Annotated in this window: 21 protein-coding genes and 1 pseudogene; 3 read left to right on the forward strand and 19 right to left on the reverse strand. The window is 42.9% G+C overall.

Annotation, left to right across the window (positions count from 1 at the left end; all coding sequences use genetic code 11):
• Positions 1-197: 197 nt before the first annotated feature.
• Positions 198-1,490 carry an RNA-guided endonuclease InsQ/TnpB family protein gene (locus tag M5J74_RS04185; RefSeq protein WP_371934003.1) on the forward strand — a complete coding sequence of 431 codons (1,293 nt, stop codon included), beginning with the start codon at positions 198-200 and terminating at the stop codon, positions 1,488-1,490.
• Positions 1,491-1,519: 29 nt separating this feature from the next.
• On the opposite strand, the gene bcp is transcribed toward M5J74_RS04185, so the two are convergent.
• Both bcp and M5J74_RS04195 read right to left on the reverse strand, forming a co-directional pair.
• A complete protein-coding gene (bcp, locus tag M5J74_RS04190) occupies positions 1,520-1,996 on the reverse strand; it encodes a thioredoxin-dependent thiol peroxidase (protein WP_250015511.1) in 477 nt (158 codons plus the stop codon).
• 130 nt (positions 1,997-2,126) lie between these two features.
• On the reverse strand, positions 2,127-2,861 hold the full coding sequence (locus tag M5J74_RS04195; RefSeq protein ID WP_370143950.1) for an ABC transporter permease: 735 nt from the start codon (positions 2,859-2,861) through the stop codon (positions 2,127-2,129).
• A 335-nt stretch (positions 2,862-3,196) separates the two neighbouring features.
• Between M5J74_RS04195 and M5J74_RS04200 the strand changes: the two genes are divergently transcribed.
• Together M5J74_RS04200 and M5J74_RS04205 are read left to right on the forward strand one after the other, a co-directional pair.
• Complete coding sequence (locus M5J74_RS04200; protein WP_106166142.1) at positions 3,197-3,973, forward strand: tectonin domain-containing protein; 777 nt, start codon at positions 3,197-3,199, stop codon at positions 3,971-3,973.
• 27 nt (positions 3,974-4,000) lie between these two features.
• The gene (locus tag M5J74_RS04205; protein WP_127023288.1) at positions 4,001-6,073 is read left to right on the forward strand and encodes a right-handed parallel beta-helix repeat-containing protein; all 2,073 of its coding nucleotides are present in this window, start codon (positions 4,001-4,003) and stop codon (positions 6,071-6,073) included.
• Here M5J74_RS04205 and M5J74_RS04210 read toward each other — a convergent pair.
• The 17 genes and pseudogenes from M5J74_RS04210 to M5J74_RS04295 form a co-directional block, all read right to left on the reverse strand.
• A complete protein-coding gene (locus M5J74_RS04210) occupies positions 6,057-6,662 on the reverse strand; it encodes a bifunctional 2-polyprenyl-6-hydroxyphenol methylase/3-demethylubiquinol 3-O-methyltransferase UbiG (RefSeq protein ID WP_199755560.1) in 606 nt (201 codons plus the stop codon). The two genes, M5J74_RS04205 and M5J74_RS04210, sit on opposite strands and share 17 nt — an antisense overlap.
• Positions 6,663-7,107: 445 nt before the next feature.
• Complete coding sequence (locus tag M5J74_RS04215; RefSeq protein WP_250015515.1) at positions 7,108-8,493, reverse strand: hypothetical protein; 1,386 nt, start codon at positions 8,491-8,493, stop codon at positions 7,108-7,110.
• Positions 8,494-8,612: 119 nt separating this feature from the next.
• The gene (locus M5J74_RS04220; protein WP_250015517.1) at positions 8,613-9,839 is read right to left on the reverse strand and encodes a glycosyltransferase family 1 protein; all 1,227 of its coding nucleotides are present in this window, start codon (positions 9,837-9,839) and stop codon (positions 8,613-8,615) included.
• 71 nt (positions 9,840-9,910) lie between these two features.
• A complete protein-coding gene (locus tag M5J74_RS04225; protein ID WP_106166147.1) occupies positions 9,911-11,161 on the reverse strand; it encodes a glycosyltransferase family 4 protein in 1,251 nt (416 codons plus the stop codon).
• A gap of 39 nt (positions 11,162-11,200) precedes the next feature.
• Positions 11,201-11,959, reverse strand: a complete 759-nt coding sequence (locus tag M5J74_RS04230) for an FkbM family methyltransferase (protein ID WP_106166148.1) — start codon at positions 11,957-11,959, stop codon at positions 11,201-11,203.
• Between the two features lie 4 nt (positions 11,960-11,963).
• Positions 11,964-13,133, reverse strand: a complete 1,170-nt coding sequence (locus tag M5J74_RS04235) for a glycosyltransferase family 1 protein (protein ID WP_106166149.1) — start codon at positions 13,131-13,133, stop codon at positions 11,964-11,966.
• Between the two features lie 28 nt (positions 13,134-13,161).
• Positions 13,162-14,379 carry a glycosyltransferase gene (locus tag M5J74_RS04240; RefSeq protein WP_250015518.1) on the reverse strand — a complete coding sequence of 406 codons (1,218 nt, stop codon included), beginning with the start codon at positions 14,377-14,379 and terminating at the stop codon, positions 13,162-13,164.
• A gap of 22 nt (positions 14,380-14,401) precedes the next feature.
• A complete protein-coding gene (locus M5J74_RS04245; protein ID WP_250015520.1) occupies positions 14,402-15,481 on the reverse strand; it encodes a glycosyltransferase in 1,080 nt (359 codons plus the stop codon).
• A 48-nt stretch (positions 15,482-15,529) separates the two neighbouring features.
• Positions 15,530-16,696: a glycosyltransferase family 4 protein gene (locus tag M5J74_RS04250; protein ID WP_106166152.1), complete on the reverse strand. Its 1,167-nt coding sequence runs from the start codon at positions 16,694-16,696 to the stop codon at positions 15,530-15,532.
• Positions 16,697-16,775: 79 nt separating this feature from the next.
• Positions 16,776-17,870 (reverse strand): hypothetical protein, encoded by a 1,095-nt coding sequence (locus tag M5J74_RS04255; RefSeq protein WP_015152894.1) that lies wholly within the window; start codon positions 17,868-17,870, stop codon positions 16,776-16,778.
• Between the two features lie 25 nt (positions 17,871-17,895).
• Complete coding sequence (locus M5J74_RS04260; RefSeq protein ID WP_106166153.1) at positions 17,896-19,557, reverse strand: glycosyltransferase family 4 protein; 1,662 nt, start codon at positions 19,555-19,557, stop codon at positions 17,896-17,898.
• A gap of 47 nt (positions 19,558-19,604) precedes the next feature.
• Positions 19,605-20,768, reverse strand: a complete 1,164-nt coding sequence (locus tag M5J74_RS04265) for a DegT/DnrJ/EryC1/StrS aminotransferase family protein (RefSeq protein WP_250015522.1) — start codon at positions 20,766-20,768, stop codon at positions 19,605-19,607.
• On the reverse strand, positions 20,761-21,735 hold the full coding sequence (locus M5J74_RS04270) for an SDR family NAD(P)-dependent oxidoreductase (RefSeq protein WP_015152897.1): 975 nt from the start codon (positions 21,733-21,735) through the stop codon (positions 20,761-20,763). Before M5J74_RS04270 ends, M5J74_RS04265 begins: the two co-directional genes overlap by 8 nt.
• 5 nt (positions 21,736-21,740) lie before the next feature.
• A complete protein-coding gene (locus M5J74_RS33240; protein WP_015152898.1) occupies positions 21,741-22,436 on the reverse strand; it encodes a DapH/DapD/GlmU-related protein in 696 nt (231 codons plus the stop codon).
• Positions 22,409-23,530 carry a DegT/DnrJ/EryC1/StrS aminotransferase family protein gene (locus tag M5J74_RS04280; protein WP_250015523.1) on the reverse strand — a complete coding sequence of 374 codons (1,122 nt, stop codon included), beginning with the start codon at positions 23,528-23,530 and terminating at the stop codon, positions 22,409-22,411. The genes M5J74_RS33240 and M5J74_RS04280 overlap by 28 nt, the downstream gene beginning before the upstream one ends.
• A pseudogene (locus M5J74_RS04290) lies at positions 23,527-24,653 on the reverse strand (Gfo/Idh/MocA family protein). The gene M5J74_RS04280 and the pseudogene M5J74_RS04290 overlap by 4 nt, the downstream one beginning before the upstream one ends.
• Positions 24,654-24,733: 80 nt before the next feature.
• The gene (locus tag M5J74_RS04295) at positions 24,734-25,714 is read right to left on the reverse strand and encodes a hypothetical protein (protein WP_015152901.1); all 981 of its coding nucleotides are present in this window, start codon (positions 25,712-25,714) and stop codon (positions 24,734-24,736) included.
• Position 25,715: the final 1 nt, after the last annotated feature.

Here is a 25,715-nt window from a genome sequence, read left to right on the forward strand (position 1 = left end):
GAGCCAAGCTTAACATATCTTAATTGGAATGAGTGTGTGTTCCCTTACCGAGAGAGTCGGAACGCTTTTCATCCCAGTCTCTAAAGAGACTGGGATGAAAAGCGATGGATGGTTTTAACCATCCGTCTGCCTTGACCATATCTTAATATTTAAAGCTCTCACTTTGTTGTATATTAATTAACTAGGAGATGATGCGTTTGTACGGATACCAACAGATTTTATTGCACCCAGAAAATGAACTAGAAGCGATTCTTGAGTTCGTCTGCAAAACCGCTAACTCTTTGATTAATTGTGGCATATATTATGCCCGTCAAATCTACTTTAAAACTAAAAAGTTCCTTGGTAAGTATGATTTAGAAGCAGAATATAAGACCAACAAACATTTCAAGGCACTGCACTCGCAAGCAGCCCAACAAGTGTTAAGGTCTGTATCTGAATCATTCGAGTCATTCAAAAAGTTAAAACAAGCTTTCAATCGAGGGAAAATAGTAGACAAGCCCAAACCGCCTAAATATCGTAAGTCGGGAGGTTTTGCGCTCGTCTCTTATCCCAAGCAAGCACTCAAGTTGGTAGACAACCAAATCAGAATCCCGTTGGGAAAGCAAGTTAAGTGCTGGTTTGGGCTGGATTGTTTCTTCGTGCCGATGCCGTCAAACCTGAACTTTGCCGATATCAAAGAACTGCGAATACTGCCAAGAAACCGCTGTTTTTATGTTGAGTTTATCTACAAAACTAATATTGTTGAGGTGGATATAGACCCGAACAATGCATTAGGTATTGACCCAGGAATCTCGAATTGGCTGACTTGTACTTCCAGTGTTGGTACTAGCTTTATTGTTGACGGTAGGCACATCAAATCACTCAATCGCTGGTACAACAAGCAAGTTTCCACGCTCAAAGAAAACAAGCCTCAAGGCTTTTGGTCTAATCGGTTGGCGGCTATCACTGAAAAGCGCAATCGACAGATGAGAGATGCGATAAACAAGGCAGCAAGATTAGTCGTCAACCACTGCATTGAACATCGTATCGGTACGATAGTATTTGGCTGGAACCAAGGACAACGGCAAGAGATAAAATTGGGTAAAAACAATCAATCTTTTGTGCAAATTCCAACCGCAAGACTCAAAGAAAGAATTAGCCAATTCTGCCAACAGTACGGCATAAGGTTTGTTGAAATAGAGGAAGCGAATACCTCTGCCGCTTCGTTTTTGGATAATGACACTCTCCCCAAACATGGTGAAAAACCCACAAACTGGAGAGCGTCAGGAAAGCGAGTTAAGCGCGGATTGTACCGAACGGCTAATAATTGGTATGTCAATTGTGATGCTCAAGCGGCAGCAAATATTATTCGCAAAGTAGCGGTAACACTTGGGTTAGACCTAAGTGGAATCGGTAGGGGGTCTTTGACTGCCCCCCAGAGAATACGTCTCTGGTCAGTTAAACAGAAGCGAAGTGGTGTGGTTTCAACCCACCACGTAGCATCAGTTTAGAATCCCTGTGTCTTCAGACCAGGGAGAAGTCAAATCGTTAATTCTTGCAGACGATTGAGAACGGCGATCGCGTGACCTTTGGCTTTGACTTTTGCCCAAGTATGAGCGATAGTTCCATCAGGTGCGATCGCAAAAGTAGAACGTTCGATACCCATATACTCTTTCCCCATAAACTTTTTCAATCGCCACGCCCCATAAGCATCAGCAACCTGATGTTCGGGGTCGCTCAGAAGTATAATTGACAAATTATGTTTGGCAATAAACTTGCAGTGAGACTGTTGAGAATCAACACTCACGCCGACAACCTTCGCTCCCAGGTTGCTAAACTCCTGCGTATACTCGCTAAAATCCTTTGCTTCCGTCGTACACCCAGGCGTATCATCTTTAGGGTAAAAGTAAAGTACCAGCCATTGTCCGGCAAAATCGGCTAAACTAACTAAATTACCATCCTGGTTGATAGCAGTAAAATTTGGTGATATTTGCCCTGGCTGAGGGATATCGGTCATAAATTGGATAAATGCGATCGCCGTCCTACATCTTCTAGTAGTTCTACACGAAAAGCAAGTCTTTTAATTAATCTCACGTAAAGGCGCAAAGGCGCAAAGCAATCTTGGTGACTTTGCGCGACATAATCTCTTAAGCTCCCATCCCAGAATACTGCTTTAACCCCCGTCGCCACAACCAACGATTTAAGCCAAAAAATAGCGCACACCAACCTATTGTAATTAAAAAACCCCGCCCTACATTTTCTGGTAAACCCACGATTAAGGAAGTAGGAAAATGAATCAGATAGGGAAAAGGAGTCCATAGAACAATATTGCGCACAATTGGCGGAAACGTCTCTAAAGGTGCAATTAGACCCGAGAAAAACAGGTAAAATAGAAACCAGAAATTTTCAATCGCATTTGCTCTTTCCGTCCAAAAAGCAAACAAAGCAAAAGTATATTGGATTAGAAACCGCAGAGTAAAAGCCAGCAGAACGGCAATTATAAATAAGATCGAACTACCTAAACTCGGTATCCAAAACGCTTGCGGATAAAGGAAGAAAAACAAACCGACAAGGGCGATCGCAAATGGTAAGCGAGCAAATCTTTCAGAGATATGAGAAAATACATGATGCCATACCGGATCTAAAGGTTGAAGCAAGCGGGGAGATAGCCGTCCCTCGACGACTTCTTTCTCAAATTCCCAAATGACCCACACCACAGTAAACTGTCGGATCAGAAATACTGTGAGGAAGTAACGGGCAAAGTCTATAGGCGTTAAGCCGAATTGTCCGCTTTGGGCTGCTTGCGTCCATACCCCCATTAAGATCAGCGGTAGGCTACCAGACAAAGCCCATAAAAATAGCTCTGCCCGATATTCCAACATATAAGCGTAATATGAGGTGAGTAAGGTAGCGCTAATCCGCAAGACGCGCGTTAATTTTTTGCCAATCGCCTGAAAATGATTAATTTTAGAGTTTGATTGCCGCAAATTTGTCATTTTGAGTTTTAATTGAGTGCGATCGCGTTCTCTCTAGATCTTATCTGTAACAACTGCGATCGGAGCTATGGCGATCGAAACACTCGACTAGGAATCGATTATAAAATATCTCTTATTTTTTTTCTTCTGCAAGGACAAGTATCTGATGATAGATCTATGAAGATGCGATCGAAATAGCAAATTTTTCCGCCATACAAATCATACAATTCAATTAACCATCTATGCGTTTTCAACTGGGACGAACGATTTTTAAAATCATTGTTTTGTCATGTTTAGCATCTGTAACGACTCAATGTGCAGATCGAGCAACGTCAGTACAGAAGCAATTTCCCGGAGTGTGTGCAAAAGATCTTGGCGTGGGCAATAATAGCTCTGTTTGGATGGTAAGTTGCGCTAAAGCAAACGAATCGGGGGATTTTTACTTATTTACCTGGAACGGTTCTAAGTGGGATATGATTCCAGGTTTTGGTAGCGACATAGCAGTCGCACCAAATGGTATTCCTTGGATAACTAACTCAGGCGGACAAATCTACAAAGGCAACGGTAACAATGGATGGGAACAAGTTGCAGGTTGTGCGAGAGATATTGCAGTAGGAAATGACTCTGTTTGGGTATTAGGTTGCAAGCAATCTGGAGCTAAGGATTTTGAAATTCTTTCATGGCAAGGTTCCCAATGGAATCGAGTTGAAGGCGCTGCTGCACGCATAGCAGTCGAACCGAATGGTACTCCTTGGATTGTCAATTCCAGCGGGCAGATTTACAAACGTAGTGGCGACAGTTGGCAACAAGTTTCCGGTTGTGCAAAGGAGATTGGAGTAGGAGAAAATGGCTCAGCTTGGATACTAGGTTGCAAGTCAGCTGGTGCTGGTGGTTTTGAAATACTTTCACGCCAAGGTTCTAAGTGGACGACACTCCCTGGTGCTGCTACTGGCATAGCAGTCGAACCGAATGGTACTCCTTGGGTAATCAGCATTGAGGGAAAAGTTTTTCGTTTATAATCCCTCACTCTTTACCCGTACTTGTATTTGCACCACCTGGTTAAAACAATCAAAAATTTATCCAGCACTCAAGTATTCCGTGAATACGATGGCACTAACTTTCAGCCATTTCAACATAAATGTACTCCGAGCTATGGCTTTACGGGCGATCGCATGAATAAGTTGAGAATTTTATTGTTTGCCACTGGTATTCTTATCAGCTTCAGTATATCTGCCTCGGATCGCTCTGATAATCCGCATGGATATTTACTCAGTAGTTCGCCACTTGATGCTGCGAATGTTGCTCGCGAGTATTTCGTCGCCTCAAAAGGCTCAGATAATAATCCTGGTACGTTGGAGCGCCCATTTCAAACAGTGCAAAAGTGTGCTAATGTCGCTCAGCCTGGTGACTCCTGCTTATTAAGAGCTGGAATTTATCGCGAAACAATTCGCCCCGCAAATTCAGGGACATCATCGACTACACCGATAACATTTGCAGCGTACAACAAAGAGGACGTAACGATCTCCGGTGCGAACCCGGTTGAGGGATGGCAGGTGTTTCGCGGTTCTATTTTCCGTGCGAATGCGTCTTTACCCACAAATAGATATAACGATACGGGCTTTTTTGCCAATCAAGTGTTTGTCAATGGGGAGATGATGCCAGAAGCGCGGTGGCCCAACACGGGAAGAGATCCGTTGCGTCCGAAACTGGCGGGTGGTGGTGTCAGAAGCCAGGGTGGTAATGCGGCGATCGTAGAAAACGCTGAAATTCCCAATTTAGCAGAGGGTTGGGCTGGTGCTACGGTATGGACGAATGATTGGTATGTCACTCGCACCGGGACGATAACGGGTGGTACTGCGGGAAAGCTGACGGCACAAATGACTGCCCCTTGGGATCGAGGTGGATATTGGTTCTATCTAGTTGGCAAGTTGGGGTTGCTCGATAGTGAAGGCGAATGGTTTTATGATGGTAGCGATCGCGCCCTCTATCTTTGGACTCTTGGTGGTACGAGTCCTAACTCAGTAGAGGTGAAGCAGCGTAACTTTGCTTTCGATCTGGGCGATCGCTCTTATATCGTACTGCGTAATTTGAAGCTTTTTGCCAGTACAGTGACCACCAGCAATGCGAGTCAAGGTGTCGTGATTGATGGCATCCGTGCTAAGTACGTATCGCACCACATGACTCTACCACCATTGCCGAAGTCCGAGCAAGCACCTAATTCTGATGATGGTTTAATCGTTGCATCTCATGCACACGACACTGGAATTCAATTGCGGGGTAGCAAGCATACGCTGAAAAACTCAGTTGTAGAATGGAGTTCTGGCAATGGCGTATTGTTAGAAGGTACTGGACATAGAGTGACAAATAATATTATTGCTAACAGCAATTATATGGCATCTTACGCCGCCCCAGTCCGCATCAACGGTACTGGTCACCGGATTACTTACAATACAATCGAAGCAGCTGGACGCGATGCCATCAGTTTTGATTGGCATACCGCAGGTTTCGATGGTAACAAAATCGATATTGCTTACAACGATATTTCTCGCTTTGGCATGTTGAGTACCGACTTAGGGGCAATCTATATCTGTTGCTATGTCAATCTTGCAGGCGGAGCTATTCACCACAATTGGATTCGAGATACTCAAGCATTCAGTCCGTTTTGGGGCACGCGAGGCATTTATTTAGATATTGAAAGCTACAACAGTACGATTCATCACAATGTTGTATGGAATATTACAGGGGGCAAAGATAGCTTTTATCTAGTCGCAGGTAGTCCACGCGGATACAATCGGATTTTTAACAATACGTTTCTCGGTTCAATATATACAGATAAAACTGTTGAAGCGCGCAACAATATTTTGCGGAGTTCGACGAGTATAACTGCCAGCCAGCAGTCTCACAATTTATTTCAGTCAACCGATCCAAAGTTCACCAAAGCTACTACAACAGATTCAAAATCTATCCCAGATTTTACCTTACAATCTGGTTCGCCCGCGATCGATGCAGGCATGACAATTACTGGGGTGACAGATGGGTTTGTGGGTAGCGCCCCCGATATCGGGGCATACGAACGGGGCGCTAAAATTTGGAAAGCTGGCTCTAGACTGAAACGGTGATGTCAGAAACTTTAGCGAATTGAGTTGATTTTAATACGAACGTGTAGTAACCGTTGCTGTAACCAGGATTTTCGCTAAATGAGACGATTTCAAAACCCGAGTTTTGCATAAATCGTTCAATTTTTTCCAAAGGTCGATTGACTACGCGAAGAGTATACTTATCTAGTACTCTTTGAAAGAGAGATTTTTTCTTTCCGCTCCCTTCGATCGCTAAGTTCTTATTTTCTGGCGATTCTAAACGAAATTCGCAAATGACTCTTCCTTGAGGTTTTAGAACTCTAAAAAACTCTTTTAAGAGTTGTTCGCATACGTCATCGGTAACGTGTAGCATGACAGCAAAAGAGTAGATAAAGTCTATACTAGAGTCACCAACTTGAGATAAGCGATCGCTCTTATTTTCAGTCAAATATGTAATGTTCGGTTGAGAGTTAATTTCTTTGGCACAAGCGATAACGCCTGCGGAAATATCTACGGCTATAACTCTACGGCAATATTGTGCAGCTGCTTGAGCCAGGTATCCAGGTCCACAGCCATGATCTAGTACGGTCATTTCCTGGTTTATGTATGGTTTCACAGCCCTTTCAACCATAGACTGTCTATCGTTAACCATCCTTTTGTGTTCGGTTTCTAAAAAATTTCGACGAGATATGTTTTGAATGCTTTTTCTATGCTGTCCAAAATAATGAGGACTAATCGCAATTAAATTTAAAGCTAGATTTCTCCGGTATTTTTGTGGAACTAATTGAAATAGTAGGGGTATGTAAAAAGCTCCTAAGTATTTTTGATCTGGGAAACCCATTGTCAAAAAAATTGCCAACTTTCTCATCCAGCTTGTATGGCGATATTTTCTAGTTTGTGAATTGTGGGCTTTGACTCGATCCATAAGATTCGATTTCTGAGAATTATTTTTTGTCACGATCTTTAAACCTTGTAAATTTGTTTGATGTATGTTGTTTGTAAGACCTTGGACAAGCTTTAACGTTAGTAGAAATAGCGAGTATTAGCGTCAAAACTTTGATAGAATAGTTGTTTTTTTATTCAATTTTTAACGCTATTTTTCTGTTTTCATGCCATCGTAGACCGATTAAAAGAGCAATAGTGAGCATAAAACCTGGTTCCTCCATTTGAGTCAGAAAAAAACCGTAAACTACTACAGTAAGTACGAGAAACCTACTGAAATCATCTAAGCAAAGATTGCGCCATACAATGAAGCCAAGATACAAATAAGTTCCTAGCCCAAACCAACCTAAATCTCCCCAAATTCCTGCCCAACTGAATAAAGGAACATACAAGGTTGTTGTCAAAGCAATCCAATTCCCATTGATAAACTTCCAGATGTCGTCATATAGAGGAGGATTGGAAGCTCCTAGCGGGCTTAATAAGTGCCAATATTCTCGAATTGACCATCCTCCTAATCTGCCAAGCGTATGCCCTGGTCCAAGCCCAAATAACCAATTTAAGGGCGATCGCCAGTGGGCAAGTACCATATGAATTCCTTGCATTTTAACGGCAAGTCCGCCAGTCTCAGAATTCTCATATATATCGGATCTAGAAAACCAATATTTGTAAACCTCAAAAGCTTCTAGATTATATGCAGCCCAGATAAAAGCGGCGATCGCGAGAACGATACAGGTTGCATACATTAAAAACTTTTTAACATTTCGAGTTTGGCTTAAACCTAACAACATCCAAGCTAATGCTGAAGTTAAAATTACCTGTTTTGTATCTGCAATCAATATCTGATGAACTGCGCCAATTAAGCTAAGTATTCGTAGCCAGAGGGGAGCTGTTTTAAAAAAAAGCAAGAAATATAAAGCAGCACTTACGGAAACGGCAGTGGAGACATAACCGCCTGCTCCTGTTGCAAAGAAAACTCCTTGAACGCCATCCGTTTCATCCATTCCATTTGCTGCAAATAGTAAGCCAGCACTTAATAAAGGTTTCTGAATTTCAGCTAACAAAAAGTTAATCAAAGCTGAAATTAACGTCCAATTTCTAATTTTTTTAATGCTGGCGGATGATAGGGGAATACAAACTATTGCTAGTAGGAATAGATATGGCTCAGCCAGAATTAAAAAGTTAAAAACTACATTGATAAAACCTGCGTTATTGACAAGCGCGCTGACAAGCATAGCTCCCAGCAGAACCAGGATAGCAGATGAAAGCAAACTGGCGATCGCAATTTGTTTACGATCTTTACTGCGGTTAGTGACTAGCACCACTGCAAGCGCAAACCCAACTGTCAAAAAATGAAAAAAATTGAGAAATGAAGGAGCGCGAGTTATCGTACAAAAAATTCGAGAATAAAAAGCAGTAGCAAAGGCAAAAAATATCAGAGTTGAACTCTTAATAATATACTTCTTTTTTGCTATGGTTCTAGTGCCGATCGCTAAATCCATTTTTTGAGGTAAGGGTTGCATCTACTCATTTCCCTCCGCTAAATGTTAGGAGTTAAGTATTCGGACATAATTAAAGAGCAAATTTATTTTGTTTCTACCTTCTGCCTTTTTTTTACGATAAATATCTACGTTCACCTATCTTATTGGTTAAACTTTTTAACTTTCGATGTAGATTGATTTTGGTTATCGGTACTGATTTTATCAAAACTAGTTTGCACTCGTTGCAAAATACCAACACGTAATGGACTCTTTCTAGCGATCGCAGCATAAAATTTCAGATAACGAGCGGCTACATCTGATTTAGAAAAACGCAAGTCTTTTGCAGTTTGACTGAGAGGTTTTTCTAAAGCATTAATCATTGCTTGAGAAAGATTTTTTACTGGATCTCCTTGCAAGTCAAAGTAAGTACAGTTAGAAGAGCCAATCTCTCTAAATATTGGAATGTCAGAGCAAACTATTTTACAAGAAAAATGCATAGCTTCTGCTAGAGGCAAACAAAAACCTTCTTGCGACGAAGGGGCAATAAACATTTCACAATTTTGATACAGCCAACATAATTCATTATCTTCGATAGAATCAAGCAGTAATACCAGTTCTTGAAGGGAGAGTCGATTAATTAACTGCTGAATTTTTTCAGTTTCAGGTCCATTGTTGCCCACAATGACTAGTTTAGTCGTATTTTTTAAATACTTGTTTTTAATTAACAACCAAAAAGCTTGAATTGCTAGATTGATATTTTTATTGCTTCGATGTTGCGCAATACTTAATAGAAAAGAATCGCGATCGCTAATTGGTAAGTGAATTGACGAATTAGATTTTAAGCCTTCCAAACTCACGTAGTTATAAATAACAGTTACTAGTTTGCGTAGATGAAGATTTGGAAAATATAATTTCAGGCTGTTTGCAGTAGATTTAGATACGCAAACTAGACCGTCGCTATTTGTTATACATTGTTTGAGGAATAAGCGGTTAAAAATTGCATTTGGATATCCAAAAACTTCAGGTTTTTCATAGGGATATAGATCGTGAATCGTAGAAATCACAGGAGATGAGAACAGCGTTCTTACAAAGGGGAAAGGAAATGACATATAAACTAAGTCAGGCAAGAGACGGTTAGCCAATTTTGGCAAACCAAATAAAAACCACATATTTCTTGCCAACGCACTATTCTCAATATCTATTTCGATCAAATTAATTTTTTTGGAGTTAAAAAATGTTTTAAAATAATGCTTTTGCCATGCTCCTACTATCAAAGTTACTTTAGTGACCTCTTTTGTATCAGCTAAGCATTGAGCTAAATTTGCGGCGTGTCTGCAAACACCAGTAGGTTTGGAAGGTCTGTGTAAAGCAGCAATGAGAATATGCATATCGAGATGCTCCCTTAAATATGTATTGCCATGTATCAGACGTGACTCTAAGAAACATAGGATTTTAGGAGCTATTTAGTCATTCTGGCTCCTGGCTTCTGACGCTTGACTTCTGCATAAAGCTTGTTCAAATCTTCGCCGACAGCGTTCCAGCTATAGTTTTGACTGACTCGGTTCCGTGCAGCAAGACCCATACTAATTCTCAGTTCTGGATCTTTAACTAAGTGAATCATACTTGCTGCGAGGTCGCGTACAGCTTGATATGGTTCGAGAGCTGGAACCTTAAAACCAGTTTCATTTGTAACTTGAATTGCTGGACCTCCTAAATCCAAACAGAGAACGGGACGACCTGCTGCCATTGCTTCCATACATACCCATCCTCCAGAATCATGCAAACTGGGATGAACTAATACGTGGCAATCTCTTAAGAGGTCTAAAGCTTTTTCACGCGGTAATTTACCCCAGAATTTTACTTTGCGATCGATACCCAAATCTCGTGCTAGAATTTGCAGGCGATCGCATTCCGGTCCTTCTCCAACAATCCAGTACTCTGTATTGGGTAAATTTGCTTGAGCAAAGGCACGCAGTCCCAGATGAAAGCCTTTCCAGTGTAAAAGCCTACCGATACTGATAAACCTTACTGGTGTCTCGTCAGGTATTTCATATTGAGTCAGAAGCGCCATATCTTCTTCAGGTAATCCGAATCCTGGCAAGATTTGTACCTGCTTTGCGCCTATTTTATACAGCCGCTCGGCTGTATCTTTAGTTGTTGCTCTAACTACAGTACTCTTTTTGGTAGTCAGATGTACGAAGGGATCTATCTCTCCCAACTTGCGAATTAAGCTGCGGGTAATTTCGTAAATTTTGGCTTTCCAACTAAAATCTTCCCAGAAGGTATTTGGCGCAGACTCTCCACCTCCTACTGGTCCCCAGATAAAGGGGGATGGTAGCAAAGATAGAAAGCAAGGATTGCAATACTTCATAAAAGTCACATGGTGCGTCAGGTCAAAGCCAATTTTCTGATGTAGGCGACGAGCCACAAAATATGCTTGAATTTGCCATAAGTAATAATGCAATTGCATTCCGCCAGAGTGTCCCCATCGACGGCTATCGTACCAAAAGGGAAGAGTGAAATAAATAAAGTGAAGATTGGGGATGGGGTTGCGTGCTAGTTCTGCCTCAATCTCATTCTGGCTTTCATCAGGTCGAGTGAGTACCCAAACTTCGTGATATTTGGCAGCCTCGCGAACGATATTCCAACCGATACCAGGCTCTGAACCCATACCTGGTTCGCAGGAGTATGCAGATATTAATATTTTCATGGTCGGGTGCGGGAGTAAGGTTATAAAATTTTTCGTTAACTAACTTTGGGAAGGCTGGAAAATAAAGTTGCAGATATAGGTTTTTCCTAGTGAGGATAACCCGGCATAATTTTCGATGTTTTGGTGTTTTTTGAGAGAAAAGTTATCTAAACTCTTAAGCTCTCCATCTAGCAAGAAGAAACCTTTGTAACCTAAAGCTAGAATTTTCGCAAATATCTCAGAAATATCGCGATCTGGATGATGTTTTTGTTCGATTTCAACTAGAAGATTTGGGCGTTGAGTTATCAATAAATTTTTGGCTCCATCAATTGTAGCTGCTTCATGCCCTTCTACGTCAATTTTGATAAAACCGACGTTTGGATGACCTTGCTCGTCAAGTGTTTTTAATGGAACTTGATATGTTTTACTACCTTGAGGAACAGCTTTTTCTTCTAAGCTTCCAAGTTGGTCGTATAAAAAGTTATCGACAAGTGGGATTGATAGATTTGCTTGTCCCGAACGATTGGAAAGAGCGATCGCGTAGACGCTCACATTGGAACGACCCGATTTATGAATAAATTCTGCTAGTTCTGGATTGGGTTCGTAAGCAAAGACATGGCGCGAAAGCCGAGCTAGAAAATAAGTATAAATTCCTTTGTTTGCCCCAATGTCAATACTATTTTTCTGGCGATCGACAAGCGATTTAAGTATTTTTAACTCAGGCTCACCCTTACGGTAGTGCATCGCAGCCATTAAGTGAATAACAGCCGAAGGGGGTAATGTTCTTCTAACTAAATCTTTTGTAGACATTGCAATCATTTTACTACTTCCTCCCCGTTGTAATTTTTAAGTAATTACTAGAAACAATCCGATTACTGGACGACCTGCTACTTAGTAATTCTTCATAAACCTTAGCTACTTGCTCTGCTGTTTTCTCCCAAGTAAATGACTTAACTCTATGCAAACTTTTGTTTACAAGGTCTTGGTAGTACGTTGGATCTTTTTGCAAACAAATTACTGCGTCTGCAATTTCCATCGGATTGTTTGGGTTAACTAAAATCCCAGCATCACCAACAACTTCAGGCATAGCAGAGACATTAGAAGTAATGACAGGAGTACCGCAAGCCATTGCTTCTAAAATAGTGATCCCAAACCCTTCGTGTAATGAAGGAGCAATTAGAACATTAGCAGCATTATATAACTGTATTAAGGTCGATTTATCCGGTTTTCCAAAATATTTAATCCATTTAGTTAAGTTATGACTTTGGATAAACTCTTTTTGCTCGGTGTTAAAATCCGACCCTACTTTCCAAAATTGTATTGGCAATCCTTTTTCAACTAAAAACGCTACTGCTTGTAAAATCTTAGAAATATTTTTACGAGGATGATTTACACCAACATTTAAAAGACAAAATGTTTCCTTGCCAATTCCCTGTCGAGCGCGAAATGACTCAACTTCTACTTTAGGCAGAGGTCTAAATATGGCTTCAACAGCGTTAGGAATGACACTAATACGCGCTGGCTCAATATTTAATATTTGAGTTGTATCTTTAGCGGTTGCACTAGAAACAGCAATGATGCGATCGGCATATTTCATGCCTTTAACTGCATAGATCCAAGCATTTCTACTAACTAGCGGTAATTGTACCGAACCTTTAAGATTATCGCGGTAGAAAAAGTTAATCAGGTCGTGACAAGTAACGATCGCAGGTTGACCAGTCTGCTTTAACCAATAGACGAGATGAGCATCACAAGGTTCGATAATATGAAAAATATCGGCTGTTTGTTGTTTAACTCTACGAGGATAGCGCCAGAAACGTTCGTAATATTTCTGCACTCTCAGCAACCAGGAAGAATTATTGCGATCGAAAGAACGCGGTGCTAATTCAATAATTTCCCAATCGGGACGGACAGCTTTGAGTCCTGAAATTAAACCGTTGGTATGGACATCAATGCTAAATTCAGCCATTGTTCGTGCGATCGCGACGCGCATTTTTAAACCCCTTATCAGTTATCAGTTATCAGTTATCGACGATCTCTCCCCACTCCCTATTCCTTACTCCCCATTCCCTTAATGTTTGCCATAGTTGAAGCGATCGCGCTGCAATTCGTTCGTGCGAATAGTGTTGTTGCACTCTGTTCAAACAGTAATTTTTTACTTCTTGTCGCCAATTTGGGTCGCAAATTAGCCGCTCTAAAATTGCTGCTAATCGATCTGCGTCTTCTTCTGGAAATACTAAGTCAGATCGTCCGATCGCGTGAGGAATTTCGCCACTGGTAGAGCCGATAACAGGTACACCCATTGCCATTGCTTCAATTAATACATGACCGAACTGTTCTTTCCAGGTGGGAGTCGTGCGTGAGGGAAGTACGAGTACGTCAAATTGTGCAATTGCGATCGGTGCTGCTTCGTGTCGTACTGCTTTTTCCCAAATTACCAAGTCAGCAATCTGCTGTTTTTCTGCTTCCTGACGCAAATCTGCTTCACTCGTACCAGAACCGCAGAGGATGACGCGACAATTGAAACCCCGTTGTCGCAGTTGACTAACAGCAGTAAATAAGATGTCTATTCCTTTTCCCGCAACAAATCGTCCTAAAAAACCGATATGAAACTCTTGGCGATCGCCTTGGGATAATTGCGGCGCGAATAAATTCGTGTCTACTCCCATCTGAGGTATGATTGCGATCTTTCTTGTATATCCCCAATGACGCAATAAATCGGCTCCTTCATGATTCCCTGCAATAATGGCGCTGGCTGAATTCAGTACAAATTGACGTACCCAACGGCGAAATCTGGGTAGGTTGCGATCCATATTTTCCCACCCAAATACAACTAATTGCTTGCCTGTTATTCGCGTCCAAATTGCTAGCTCAAACGCGCACATTGAGAAAACTTCTTCTTCGACTTGTACTATGTCGGGTTGAAAATCGTTCAGCACTTGCCAAACTCGCCAAGGTGCGTAAATATGAGCGCCGCCACGACCAGCAAACAACACGGGTGCGCTGTAAACTTGAATTTTTGAGTACGGTTTTTCTAGTTCAAGTCGGCGATTCCATTCCAATGCCTTCCAGTTATTAGGAGCCAATAAACCGACTTCAATTCCATCAATTTCTGCGATCGCCTGAAGTTTTCCCTGATTCACACCTACTACATAAGCGTGGCTGACAAAAAGAACTCGCAGACAAGAGTTAGTTTTAAATTTTGTTTTTTTGCTATGAATAGAATCTACTGTTTTCATAATATTTATTATGTATAAATAGTTATGCTTTACTACTAAATAACTTCGACCGATTTGCCTGCGCCTGAATTTTTGTAATTATCCAAGCGATCGCTTTGGGGCGAAAATGCGGCGCGTATAACCAAGTAATCGCTGGTTTTGCTAAAGCTAAAGGCATAAATCCCACCCAAATAAACCAGAGACTGTAGATCGATCGTTTTTGCCAATTAAAGTGCGAGTATTTCCAAAGCGAACGAATTCCCTGATAGACGAGTGAGAGAGGTCGATCTAAGGGAATCGGATGATTTTGAGGATCTAACCGTAAGGAAATAATCCGCGACCATAACCGTCCGATGGCTCGTTGTTCTAAATCTTTTGGTAATTTATATCCTAATTCGTTTGCTTTTTGTAATAGTAGGGAATAGTTTTGTAAGTCGTGTCGGACAAATCTATGAAAGCGATCGCCTGTTACTGTAGCTAAAGCCCACTGATTGCTATTATGAATTCGGTACACACCTAAAGGTTCTTCAATCGCTGCTACTTCTCCATAAAAAGGAATTGAAATTGATAAGTAATCATCAGCAGTTAATTTATATTCATCAGGAATCGGGAAGACTTGTTCTAGTGCTTTGCGACTGAGTGCGTTGCCACTAGTAGGCGTGCTATCATAACCACCAACTTCTAGTAATCTGCGCCATACCTCGCCAGTCGATAATAATGCACCTTGCGGACAGGAGTATCCTAAAAATTGACTAAAGGTATCAACTACATTTAAGCGGTAATGTACTTTAGCTAAATGTGGCTTCCAAATAGAAACTATGCGTTCGACAGTATGAGGCAAAAGATAATCGTCAGAGTCCAAAAAAATAATAATTTCGCCTTGACTCATAGCAAATCCACTATTAAAAGCGGCTGCTTGTTTGCCATTTTCTTGCAGAATAGGAATGATACGCTCGCCGTAACTAGCAATAATATTGCGAGAATTATCTGTAGATCCGTCATCGACAACAATGACTTCAGTATGAGGATAAGTTTGGCTTAAGGCACTATCAATTGCTTCTGCTAAGAAGCGATCGTAGTTATAGTTATTGATGATGATGCTAACTGATGGTTTATTTTTCATAAAAATAACTCTTAAAAGTAAACATATTAGCCCCTGAAATCTCCAGTTCTAATTTAGGTTGTCCACCAGTAATTTTTTCACGGTTCGCCCAGCCACCTTCCAGTTAAGTCGCGTCTGATATTCATTAAAAGCAGAAAGTGCCAAATCTTTGTATTCGTTATAGTTAGTAAATAGATGAATTACATATTTACAGTACTCCGAAATATCGGCTTCTTTGTCAAACGTTGCACCATTTAAACCTGTTCTAATAATTGTCGGAATTCCACCAACTTTAGTGGACAGACAAGGTACGCCTAGTGAATTCGCTTCGCATAAAACAATGGGCGAACAATCTGCCAGTGAGGGCAAAATTAGAAAGTGAGATTCGCCAATAAGTTGATGGATTTTCTCTTGACCTTCGCGACTAGATTTACTAATAAACCCCAAAGATTTAACAAAACTAGGTAGAGAACCTTCTACAATAGGTTGAGAGCCAATAACTGTTAGCTCTGTACTCAAACCTAAGTTATTTAACTCCTGAGCAACCTTAAGGGCAATATCTCCCCCCTTACGGAACCAATCAACTCCAATAAATAGCAATTTACATGGATTTAAGGGTCTGAGTTCAATTAAATCTTTAACTTCGTAAAGAGTTTTACTACTTTCAATATTTGCTCCAAAAGGCACAACTTGTACTTTTGCTGGATCGGCTTGATAATATTCAATAGCGGTTTGAGCTGCCCATTCAGATGAATAAATTGCTAGTTTAGATTTCTGGAGAGCAGTTTTTTCCATTAAATGTCCGTTGCTAATTGACTCTTGACATAGATTGCTATATTGGGGATAAAAATCTATTAAATTAGCAAAAGTTGCATCTGCCCAGAAAATAATTGGCTGTTGGCATTCAAGATATGCGATCGGATCTACCGTGGCACTAAATATAATATTTGCATCACTTTGAGCTAGTTTTTTAGCAACCTGATTGGCGTAATTCTTAAGAAGTATTGGTTCCGTAGTTTTGATATAAGTTTTGTGAAAAAGCTCGTGATAGTGCCGCTTCAATTTTAGCCTAGCTTTCAACGTCAATTGATTTTTTAGAGAACCAATATACTCTATGTCGCTGGCGACCTGGTGCTTGAGTGACTGAGCTATGTAATAACCTGTTCCCGACCATTCATTACAGCCTTGCGTACCTAAAGAGCGAGCATTATAAGTGGTTGTGTATGCTATCTTCATGTTTTGTATAATCTTTAGACTTTAAAAAGTAATATTTTTGTATTTTTGTTATTTTACAAATACAAAACTCAAGTAAAAATTACTGTCTGCGACCTGAGATCGTTAAGCTACTTTTCCCGCGAACAGTTTTTTCTACAAAGTTGAATACCTGTGACTTTAGAAAGTAGTAACTCGGACGGAATGAAAGGAAAGAACGACGTGTATTAAAAAAGACTTGCTGTTGCCAAGGCGACATCGAACACCAATTTTTATAGGCTGGAATTGCACTATCGATCAAAAAAGTTTGCCATTTTGCCACCATTTGCTCCGATTGTGTTTCTTTAGCCCGTATCCACCCGTTTTCAACCATAGCGCGACGCATTTCCTTGTTATCTCGAAGGCGCTTGAGCGATGAAATCACCTCTGTTAAAGAAGTTGCTTCTAGATAATCGAGATCGCTTTTGCGCTCAGCTCGAAAGGCAGATTCATATCCTAAGATTGCTGGCACGCCAGCGTGCCATGCATTATATAATTTTGATGCAGGCTTGCCTCTAAAATAATTTTTACGACCAAATTCTCTGACAGCCAAGACGACATCAATATCGCTGTAGTCATGCCAGGAATCGTGAAGGAGTTTCTTCTGAAACCGCAAGCCTAAAGCGTCTAGTTGCTCGTGCCAAAACTGACCGCGAAATTCAGAAACTAAATTTGTTTCATTTCCAATAAACGCAACATTTTCAAAAGTATCCCCACGCTGAGGATCGCGAGGAATCAGAGAAGATTGCGTCCAGTGAGGAATAAAGTAACTTTCCCAAAGTGTCAAAAATCTTCTGGGTATTGCTTGGTACGGATTTTGTACGACATGCAGTTGTGCGTAAGGATGCCGATCCACATCTGCTCTTAAGCAAACAATCAGTAATTTTGGACTTGGCTGTAGAGAATCATCCAAAAAATCACGATGAGATAAAACAATTCCTTCATCAGGCATTGTTTGTACTAATTGGCAAGGAAATCCACGATCGTTGAGATAAAGATAAGTTTGCAATGTCCAAATACAACCGCCACCCGCCATCGGAGATATCGAACGGTGAAAAGATAGCCACTGCCAGAAAGACTGAGCGTTTTGTGGTAAGTTGCCAGCAGGTAATTTGCTGGGAGGAATATAAAAATAAATTGGTGGTAAGTTTTTAAGCATATAATTTGTAAAGATAAAAATTTGATTAACGTCTTCGTAAAAAATGCCAGTGCGAGTAGTTTCGACGCAACAAGTAATAGCGCGATCGCAATTTTTCTGGAAGTAAAAAATTCAGATGATTATTACGAAAACCGTATTTTTTGACCAAGTTGAGCCACAACTGTAGCCGTTGTTTGAATGGCATTAGCGGCATATGCCAATGCATAACTGTTTTTATATCGGTTTGATTGACGCTTGGTAAGAAGATATCCGGTTCACCTAAAGACATCTCATCCACTAAATCTAAGGTCGCAGTTTTTTTAGGTAGAGCTACAACATAAGAATAAAGCTCGTTTAAAGCATTCTGCCAATGACTACCCCAATGAGTTGCGGCTATTTTATTTCTGGTGGCTTCCCCAAGCGATAGACGAAACTCTTCATCTTCAACTAAGCGGGACAAAACTGCTGTATACTCTTCTAGATCCCGCACTCGAATCAAATTACCAGTCAAACCAGGCATATCAGAGCCAAGAACGCCGCATAGATCGGAAGAGTATGGGTAGCGACTCACCGAGGGTACGCCGTAGCTGCCAGCTTCTAGTATGGATGTAATGGAAACGAAAGGAAATGAGTCAACATAGATGTCGGCAGCTTGATAAAATACAGCGGTATCTTTAGTTTCTCCCAAGACTTGAATTCTTCCCTGGGTTTGCTGGATCGCTGCCGACCAATCTTCGTCGCTATGACCTGGACCGATCGCAACCAAGATCGCTCGATCGTATCGCTTTAGTAATTCAACGTGAGCATCAGCAAAACTAACGCCATCAACCGTTTTATATTTAACTGCTCTGGCAATGGAGAGCAGCATGATACTGTTTTCGTCAATTCCAAGTTGTTGCTTGGCTTGCGATCGCGACAGTTTTCTACAAGCTGGTTCTAAAATCGTCGCAAGCAGCAGGTTACGCTTTGCCTCAATCCCTCGGCGCTGTTGAGATAAATGCATTCCCGACTCGCGGAGATTCGCGATCGCGTCACTGACAGCAGCTCCTACCCAAAACCAATGGTCGCCGTGATTTGTATAGACAATTGCGGGAGATTGTGCTTTATTAGCAAATGCAATTGTTGGTACAACATCGTACTCCCAAGTATGTAGCACGACGATATCTGCTGTTGCGGCACATTCGCGTAGCCTCTTGGCACGCGAGATAATTCCGCCATTACGGTCGTTTAATACGTAAATCCTGCCCTGGCTATTGGCTACAGCATCTTTCAGGGTTTGAGGAATTTCGTTCAGTGCTTGCCTTGTTAAAGCAACTGAGTGCGATCGCTCGGTATCCTGTTGAATCCAGCGCCGCAAGAGTCTAGGTATACCGCCGATATCAGAAAGATGGGTAGATACGTGAAGTACGTGCTTCACCGTTTTGGGCAATGCAGTCTCCTTTTGAGGAGCGAAAGCGATTGGGATTGCCTTGCGTCCAATGGTCAGAAGGAGCTGCTCTAGTTCGGAGCTGACGAAAAAACCACAATGGTTCAACTGAGCGTAGTTAGCTGCAATCTGCCCGTACACCGCTGCTGCTTCGTAGTTGCCTTGCTGCGCTAAGTCTTTTGCTTGCGAGATCAGGCTGCGAAATGTCGCAAAGTTTTGTGGGATGAGCTGGCGACCTTCTGCTTGCCAAAGGCTGAGTGTTTTGTTAGCTAGTGTTTCCATATACTTTCTCTCGATCTGCTCCTGCTAGATTGCACTCAGCACAACACTTAAAGACAAACAGTTTTCAAAACCGCGATCGCCCGATCTTGTTCCGACTCCGTCATTTGGTGGAAAAGTGGTAATATGATGGCGCGATCGGTAGCTTCTTCGCTTTCGATGAGGCGATCGCTTCCACAAGACCAAGCCTCAATTTGATATGCCGCTTCGCGGTGAGCGCACATAATCCCCCGTCGCGTGGAAATTCCCGCATCCAACATCGCTTGCATGACTTGCACCTGGTCGTACTGCTGGGGTAAGCGGACGCAATAGCTCTGCCAGTTACTTTTTGCCCAATTTGGCTCGGTGGGCAATTTTAATCCAGGCACGTCTGAGAGCTGTTCGTGGTATCGCTGTGCTAGGTAGCGGCGACGTGCGACAATCTCCGGCAAGCGTTTGAGCTGTTCCCGTCCTACTGCCGCTTGAATGTCGGTCATCCGGTAGTTGTAGCCCAACATCGGGTAAGTCTCGAAAATCACTTGTTTCGCGCCGTGGCGGACAGTATCGGGGACGCTCATGCCGTGTTGTCGCCACAGACGAAACTGTTTGTCCCATTCAGGATTGCTAGTGGTTAGCATTCCACCATCACCAGTCGTAATTACCTTGCGGGGATGGAAGGAAAAACAGGCAATATCGCCGTGGGGTTTGCCGATTTTTTCCCACTGTCCTTCCCAGAGAATTTCACTACCAATGGCGCAGGCTGCATCTTCAATAACTGGTAAATTGTAGCGCCGCGCAACCTCCACAATCGCTTTGAGGTCGCAAGGCATTCCCATTTGGTGGACGACCAGAATCGCGCGGGTGCGATCGCTCACCACTGCTTCGATTAAAGTGGGATTAATGTTGTAAGTGTGCGGCTCGATATCGACAAATACGGGGATCGCGCCGCAATAGCGAATGCTATTCGCAGTGGCAATATAAGAATGACTGACGGTAATTACCTCATCCCCAGGCTGCACGCCTACGGCTAACAGAGCTAGATGCAATGCCGTGGTGCAATTAGAAACCGCACAAGCAGACTTTGCCCCTACATAAGTTGCAAATTCCTGCTCGAAAGCGGCGACTTCGGGTCCTTGCGTTACCCAACCGGACAGAATCGCCCGCTTAGCGGCATCTGCCTCGGCTTCACCCATCCAAGGTTTGGCAATTGGAATATTCTGCATCTGCTCAGACATTGCTTGTTTCCTTTGCCAGCTTTTGTTCGCGCCACCATTTGACAAGCTGACGCAACCCCTCTTCTAGAGAGACTTGCGCCTCAAAACCCAATAAATCTCTAGCTTTGCTGACATCTGCTAGTCGGCGCTGTACGGGGTTGACTTTGCGTTCTGCACCATATTCTGGCTGTAAATCTGACCCCATGACTCTAGCCAAACTGTAGGCAAGATCGTTCAAACTGCTTTCTAGACCGCTAGCAATGTTAAACACTTCGTCCGTCACATCGGCTTTAGCCGCCAAGATGTTTGCTCTAGCGATATCTTCGATGTAGACGAAATCCATTGTCTGCTTGCCATCACCAAAAATCAGTGGCGGTTGACCTGCGCTAATGCGTTCCATCCAGCGGATCAGCACTTCGGTGTAAACGCCATAAATATCCATCCGGGGACCATAGACGTTGAAGTAACGCAAGGCTACGTAGTCCAATCCGTACATGTCATGGAAGCTACGTAACAGCCCTTCGTTAAATGTCTTGGCTGCACCGTAAATCGTGCGGTTGTTGTAGGGATGGTGCGCTTCTGTGGTGGGGAACTCCTCTGCCATGCCGTAGATTGAAGCTGAGGAGGCGGCGACTACTTTTTTGACTCCGGCACTGACCGCAGCTTCTAGGACGTTGAAAGTTCCATTAGCTAGAACTTCCATCGCTAGGCGCGGTTCTTGAGCGCATTGAGTGATGCGGATCGCTGCCTGGTGGAAGACGATATCCACACCTTGCATGATATCGGCAAGCAGTTGGCGATCGCGGATGTCACCTTCGACAATGACTAAATGTCCGCGTTCTTGCGCTTGAGCTAAGTTTTGGCGCTGTCCGCGAGTAAAATCATCCAAAACTATAATTTCAGCAACTTCTTCTTTAACTAACAAATCGGCAATGTGGGAGCCAACTAACCCAGCACCGCCTGTAATTAATACACGTTTATTTTGCATATGCTTTAATTGCTTTGTAATGGTTCATATCCTTCTCGCCAGCGTAAAAACCGAGCAGGAACGCCAGCAACGACGGCAAATGGTGGTACATCTTTGGTGACAACGGCTCCAGCACCAACAATACTACCTTTACCAATCGTTACCCCAGGAAGAATGACGGCATTCATCCCTATATCAGCTCCTGTTTCTACTTTTACCGATTTAATTTCCAGGTCGGTTTGAATAATTGGAACATCAATGGGGAATGCGGTATGAGTTGAACCAAGTACTTTTGCTCCTGGTCCCCATCCCACATAATCTTCAATTATCAAGTCACGCGCATCAAAGTAACTCTGCGGACCGATCCAAACGTAGTTACCGATCGCGCACTTGCCATCGAAGCGTCCTTGAATGTAACTTTGCGAACCAATGAAAACGCGATCGCCAATCTCAAATGTTTCTAAATGTTTGAAGCCAACACCGCTACCAATCCGAATGCCATGACCGAATTGACGTGCCATTGTACGCCAAATAATTCGTCGCATTAACAAGTCAAAATCACCCTCGCCAATCGTGAAGCGATTGTACAATTCGAGTAATTGGTCATTACTGTGCTGATGGCGCAAATGTTTTGCCATCCCCACTTCAAACTCTGGGTCTGGTTTCAGCTCTTGGGAGCCGTGTGTAGCTGCAACTACCCTACTTTTTGCCAATTCATACATGGAAGATTCTCGCGTACTACAGCACTTACAACTTCTAATTGGTTGAGAGCAAGTTCGGCATACATGGGTAAAGAAAGAACTTCCCTCGCTGCTCGTTCGGCGTGGGGAAAATCCCCAGGTTGATACCCTAATTCGGCGTAAGCTGGTTGTAGGTGTACCGGAATCGGATAGTGAATGCCTGTTTGAATCCCCTGCTTGTGTAGTATCTGTTGCAACCAATCTCGTTGGGGCGATCGCACGGCGTAGACGTGGTAAACGTGATAACTGTATGGCATGACAGCAGGAGTAGACACCTCCGAACTTGCCAGTAACTTATCATACTGAGCGGCGTGTGTTCTTCTTGCCTCTGTCCATTTGTCTAAATGGCGTAACTTCACCCGCAAGATCGCTCCCTGGATGCCATCCATGCGGTAGTTATAGCCTTTGAGCAGGTGATGGTATTTCTGTTCTTGTCCCCAATCGCGCAGCATCCGCATTTTGCGCTCGTATTCGGGATTGCTGGTGACGACCATACCACCTTCACCACACGCCCCTAAGTTCTTTCCAGGATAGAAACTGAAACAACCGATGTCGCCAAGACTACCAACTCGCTGCCCTTTGTACTCGGCTCTGTGTGCCTGTGCTGCATCTTCAATCACAACGAGACCGTGACGGCGAGCAATTTCCAGTATCGGTTCCATGTCGGCTGGTTGACCGTACAGATGCACTGGTAGGATCGCTTTGGTGCGCTCGGTGATTGCTGCTTCAATCTGGGTTACGTCCATCGTGTACGACACGGGATCGATATCGACGAAGACAGGTTTAGCACCGGTGTAACAAATGGCGGCTGTGGTAGCAACGAAAGTAAAAGGCACGGTAATTACTTCGTCACCCGCACCAATTCCAGCAGCTAGGAGTGCCAGGTGGAGAGCGCTAGTGCCTGTATTGACAGCAATGCCAGAATCGGCATTACAGTAATGAGCGAATTCTTCTTCGAGAGCAACAACCTCGCTACCTAGCACAAATTGCGTGCTTTCTAAAGCTTTAAAAACAGCAGCATCAATTTCGTCTTTAATGCTCAAATACTGCGCTTTTAAGTCTACGAATGGGATCATACTGCTACCTCCACTCCGCTTAGTTCAACTAATTGACCTTGCTGCTTGATGGACTGGGTAGCAGCCTCTAGAATTCTGACGACCCGCAGTCCTGCTTCCCCATCGGTAATTGGACGTTTGCCTTGCTGGATGCAATCAACAAAGTGTAATGCCTCGGTTTGCAACGCTTCAGTCATATCTAACTTTGGCGACCACATATCTCCGGTGCGATAGCCCACTAACATTTGGTAAACGTTCTCAGGACTGCCATTGACTGTAATTCCTTTGTCGTATACCTTAATCTTTTCACTTGGTTCCAAGTCGTCATAGCAGATCATTTTTTGACTGCCCCAAGCAGGGTACGACGAACTTTAACTGGCGCTAGCCAATTTACGTGAATGTGGGCGATCGCGCTGTTGTCGAAAAATAATGTTAGGTAGGCAATGTTTTCTGGTTCGCCTGGAATGTGACTCATCCCTGTCGCCGAGACAGCGGTTGGCTTAGCTTGTAACACGTAGTCCATAATCGAGAGGTCGTGGACTGCCAAATCCCAAATCACATTCACATCGTGCTGGAACAGCCCCAAGTTGACCCGGACAGAATCGTAGTAATAAACGTCGCCTATTGCTTTACTAGCAACGAGTTCTTGCATCTTACGGACTGCGCCCGTGTAAACAAAGGTGTGGTCTACCATCAATACCAAATTCCGCCGTTGAGCCTCCTCAATCAGCCTGATGGCTTGTTGGGAGCTAACAGTCATTGGTTTTTCGACGAGTACGTGTTTGCCAGCCTGCAAAGCTGCCAAGGCTAAGTCGTAATGAGTCGAAACTGGGGTCGCGATCGCGATCGCATCGATATTTGGATCTGCAAATAAGTCTTGGCTATCTGTCGTTACTTTCACGGCTGGGTAACGCGATTGCACTTTAGCCAGCCTTTCTATTTTAAAATCGCTCACAGCTACGACCTTTGCTCCTGGGAGATCGGCAAAGGTACGGACTAAATTGGGACCCCAATAGCCATAGCCTATGACACCAATATTAATTGTATGAATTGCCGAATTTTGCTTGTCTGTACAAACATTTCCCTGCTCGGGAGAAGTACTTGAATCGAGATTTTGTGTTAAGCGATCGCGAGTATTTGTCATAGGAGTAGATCGGTAGAAGTAAGGTTACAAAACTTCAATTACTAAAAAACGATAGCGATCGATCGGTTAGCTAATAGTTTTTAGACTTTGCTAAAAGCAATCTTATCAACGGCAAATTTTCTGAGAAATTGCATTTGTCCGGTTTGCAGATCGACAGAAAATAAAGAATTACTGCCTTCTAGATTGGGATCGGCAAGTGCAAATAGTTGATTGGAGGGAGAAAAGGCGAGACATGCCAAGTCATTTGATAAAGGACGACCGTTAAACCTCAGTTCCACTAAATTGATAACTCTTCCTCTACCAGTGATCGGAGACTTATTTGTTAGATCGAACTGCACCAGAATTGGGTTGCCACCAGGATCGATACTAGTACCGTAAATGTTGCCATCCGAGGATTGGGCGAGATTGCTGTACCGATTAAATGGAGGTAAATTTGGTAGATCGGAGCGAGAATCGACTTGACCTGATTTTGAGTCAATTAATCCTAGCTCGAAAGGCGGTTGACCTTGGGTAAGGCTAACGATACCTAGAAGTTGGTCTTGTTGAATGGCGAGTAGGCTCTCAATTGTATTGTTCTTTTTGATTTTTTTAGCTTTCAAGCCTTTTGTGGCGGACTTTTTACTATCTGGACTGAAAACGATGAAGCGATTTAGATCGCCCTTGCGAGTCGATGCTAGAGCCGCAACCACAAATGTCCCATCTGATAAGGCAGTAAAACCAGTGATTCGTTCGCTCTGCTTTTTGATGATGAAAGCTTTACTTGCAGTTTCAGTTGCGTCCTGTTGATTTTGAACGGCTTGTTCGGCAATTTCAGTAGATAACGATTCTTGACCTGTGGTAAGGTCTAAGGATTGCAAAATCATTCCAGGAGTTTTGTTTGCTGCTTTCTCATCAACTAAGTCTTCTGTGATGCTGCTGCTAGCAGGAGTTAGGCGCACGCCGTAAATTACGAGCTGTGTTTGGGCAACTGTTTTTTTGGCTGCTAAATTGGAGAGTACGGTTGTAGCGGCACTAGCGATCGCTAGCTGACCGAATCGGCGGCGTTTTAATCTCAAGTTCATA

The sequence above is a fragment of the Chroococcidiopsis sp. CCNUC1 genome, assembly GCF_023546805.1.
Classification (GTDB): Bacteria; Cyanobacteriota; Cyanobacteriia; order Cyanobacteriales; family Chroococcidiopsidaceae; genus Chroococcidiopsis; species Chroococcidiopsis thermalis.

What these genes read in the sequence shown, in the direction of transcription:
- M5J74_RS04220 (WP_250015517.1), bottom strand. Translation starts at nt 9,839, where the DNA reads ATGCATATTCTCATTGCTGCTTTACACAGACCTTCCAAACCTACTGGT.
- M5J74_RS33240 (WP_015152898.1), bottom strand. Translation starts at nt 22,436, where the DNA reads ATGTATGAATTGGCAAAAAGTAGGGTAGTTGCAGCTACACACGGCTCC.
- M5J74_RS04230 (WP_106166148.1), bottom strand. Translation starts at nt 11,959, where the DNA reads ATGATTGCAATGTCTACAAAAGATTTAGTTAGAAGAACATTACCCCCT.
- bcp (WP_250015511.1), bottom strand. Translation starts at nt 1,996, where the DNA reads ATGACCGATATCCCTCAGCCAGGGCAAATATCACCAAATTTTACTGCT.
- M5J74_RS04200 (WP_106166142.1), top strand. Translation starts at nt 3,197, where the DNA reads ATGCGTTTTCAACTGGGACGAACGATTTTTAAAATCATTGTTTTGTCA.
- M5J74_RS04255 (WP_015152894.1), bottom strand. Translation starts at nt 17,870, where the DNA reads ATGCTTAAAAACTTACCACCAATTTATTTTTATATTCCTCCCAGCAAA.
- M5J74_RS04215 (WP_250015515.1), bottom strand. Translation starts at nt 8,493, where the DNA reads ATGCAACCCTTACCTCAAAAAATGGATTTAGCGATCGGCACTAGAACC.
- M5J74_RS04250 (WP_106166152.1), bottom strand. Translation starts at nt 16,696, where the DNA reads ATGAAGATAGCATACACAACCACTTATAATGCTCGCTCTTTAGGTACG.
- M5J74_RS04210 (WP_199755560.1), bottom strand. Translation starts at nt 6,662, where the DNA reads ATGGTTGAAAGGGCTGTGAAACCATACATAAACCAGGAAATGACCGTA.
- M5J74_RS04270 (WP_015152897.1), bottom strand. Translation starts at nt 21,735, where the DNA reads ATGCAAAATAAACGTGTATTAATTACAGGCGGTGCTGGGTTAGTTGGC.
- M5J74_RS04280 (WP_250015523.1), bottom strand. Translation starts at nt 23,530, where the DNA reads ATGATCCCATTCGTAGACTTAAAAGCGCAGTATTTGAGCATTAAAGAC.
- M5J74_RS04260 (WP_106166153.1), bottom strand. Translation starts at nt 19,557, where the DNA reads ATGGAAACACTAGCTAACAAAACACTCAGCCTTTGGCAAGCAGAAGGT.
- M5J74_RS04295 (WP_015152901.1), bottom strand. Translation starts at nt 25,714, where the DNA reads ATGAACTTGAGATTAAAACGCCGCCGATTCGGTCAGCTAGCGATCGCT.
- M5J74_RS04245 (WP_250015520.1), bottom strand. Translation starts at nt 15,481, where the DNA reads ATGAAAAATAAACCATCAGTTAGCATCATCATCAATAACTATAACTAC.
- M5J74_RS04195 (WP_370143950.1), bottom strand. Translation starts at nt 2,861, where the DNA reads ATGTTGGAATATCGGGCAGAGCTATTTTTATGGGCTTTGTCTGGTAGC.
- M5J74_RS04235 (WP_106166149.1), bottom strand. Translation starts at nt 13,133, where the DNA reads ATGCGCGTCGCGATCGCACGAACAATGGCTGAATTTAGCATTGATGTC.
- M5J74_RS04265 (WP_250015522.1), bottom strand. Translation starts at nt 20,768, where the DNA reads ATGTCTGAGCAGATGCAGAATATTCCAATTGCCAAACCTTGGATGGGT.
- M5J74_RS04240 (WP_250015518.1), bottom strand. Translation starts at nt 14,379, where the DNA reads ATGAAAACAGTAGATTCTATTCATAGCAAAAAAACAAAATTTAAAACT.
- M5J74_RS04225 (WP_106166147.1), bottom strand. Translation starts at nt 11,161, where the DNA reads ATGAAAATATTAATATCTGCATACTCCTGCGAACCAGGTATGGGTTCA.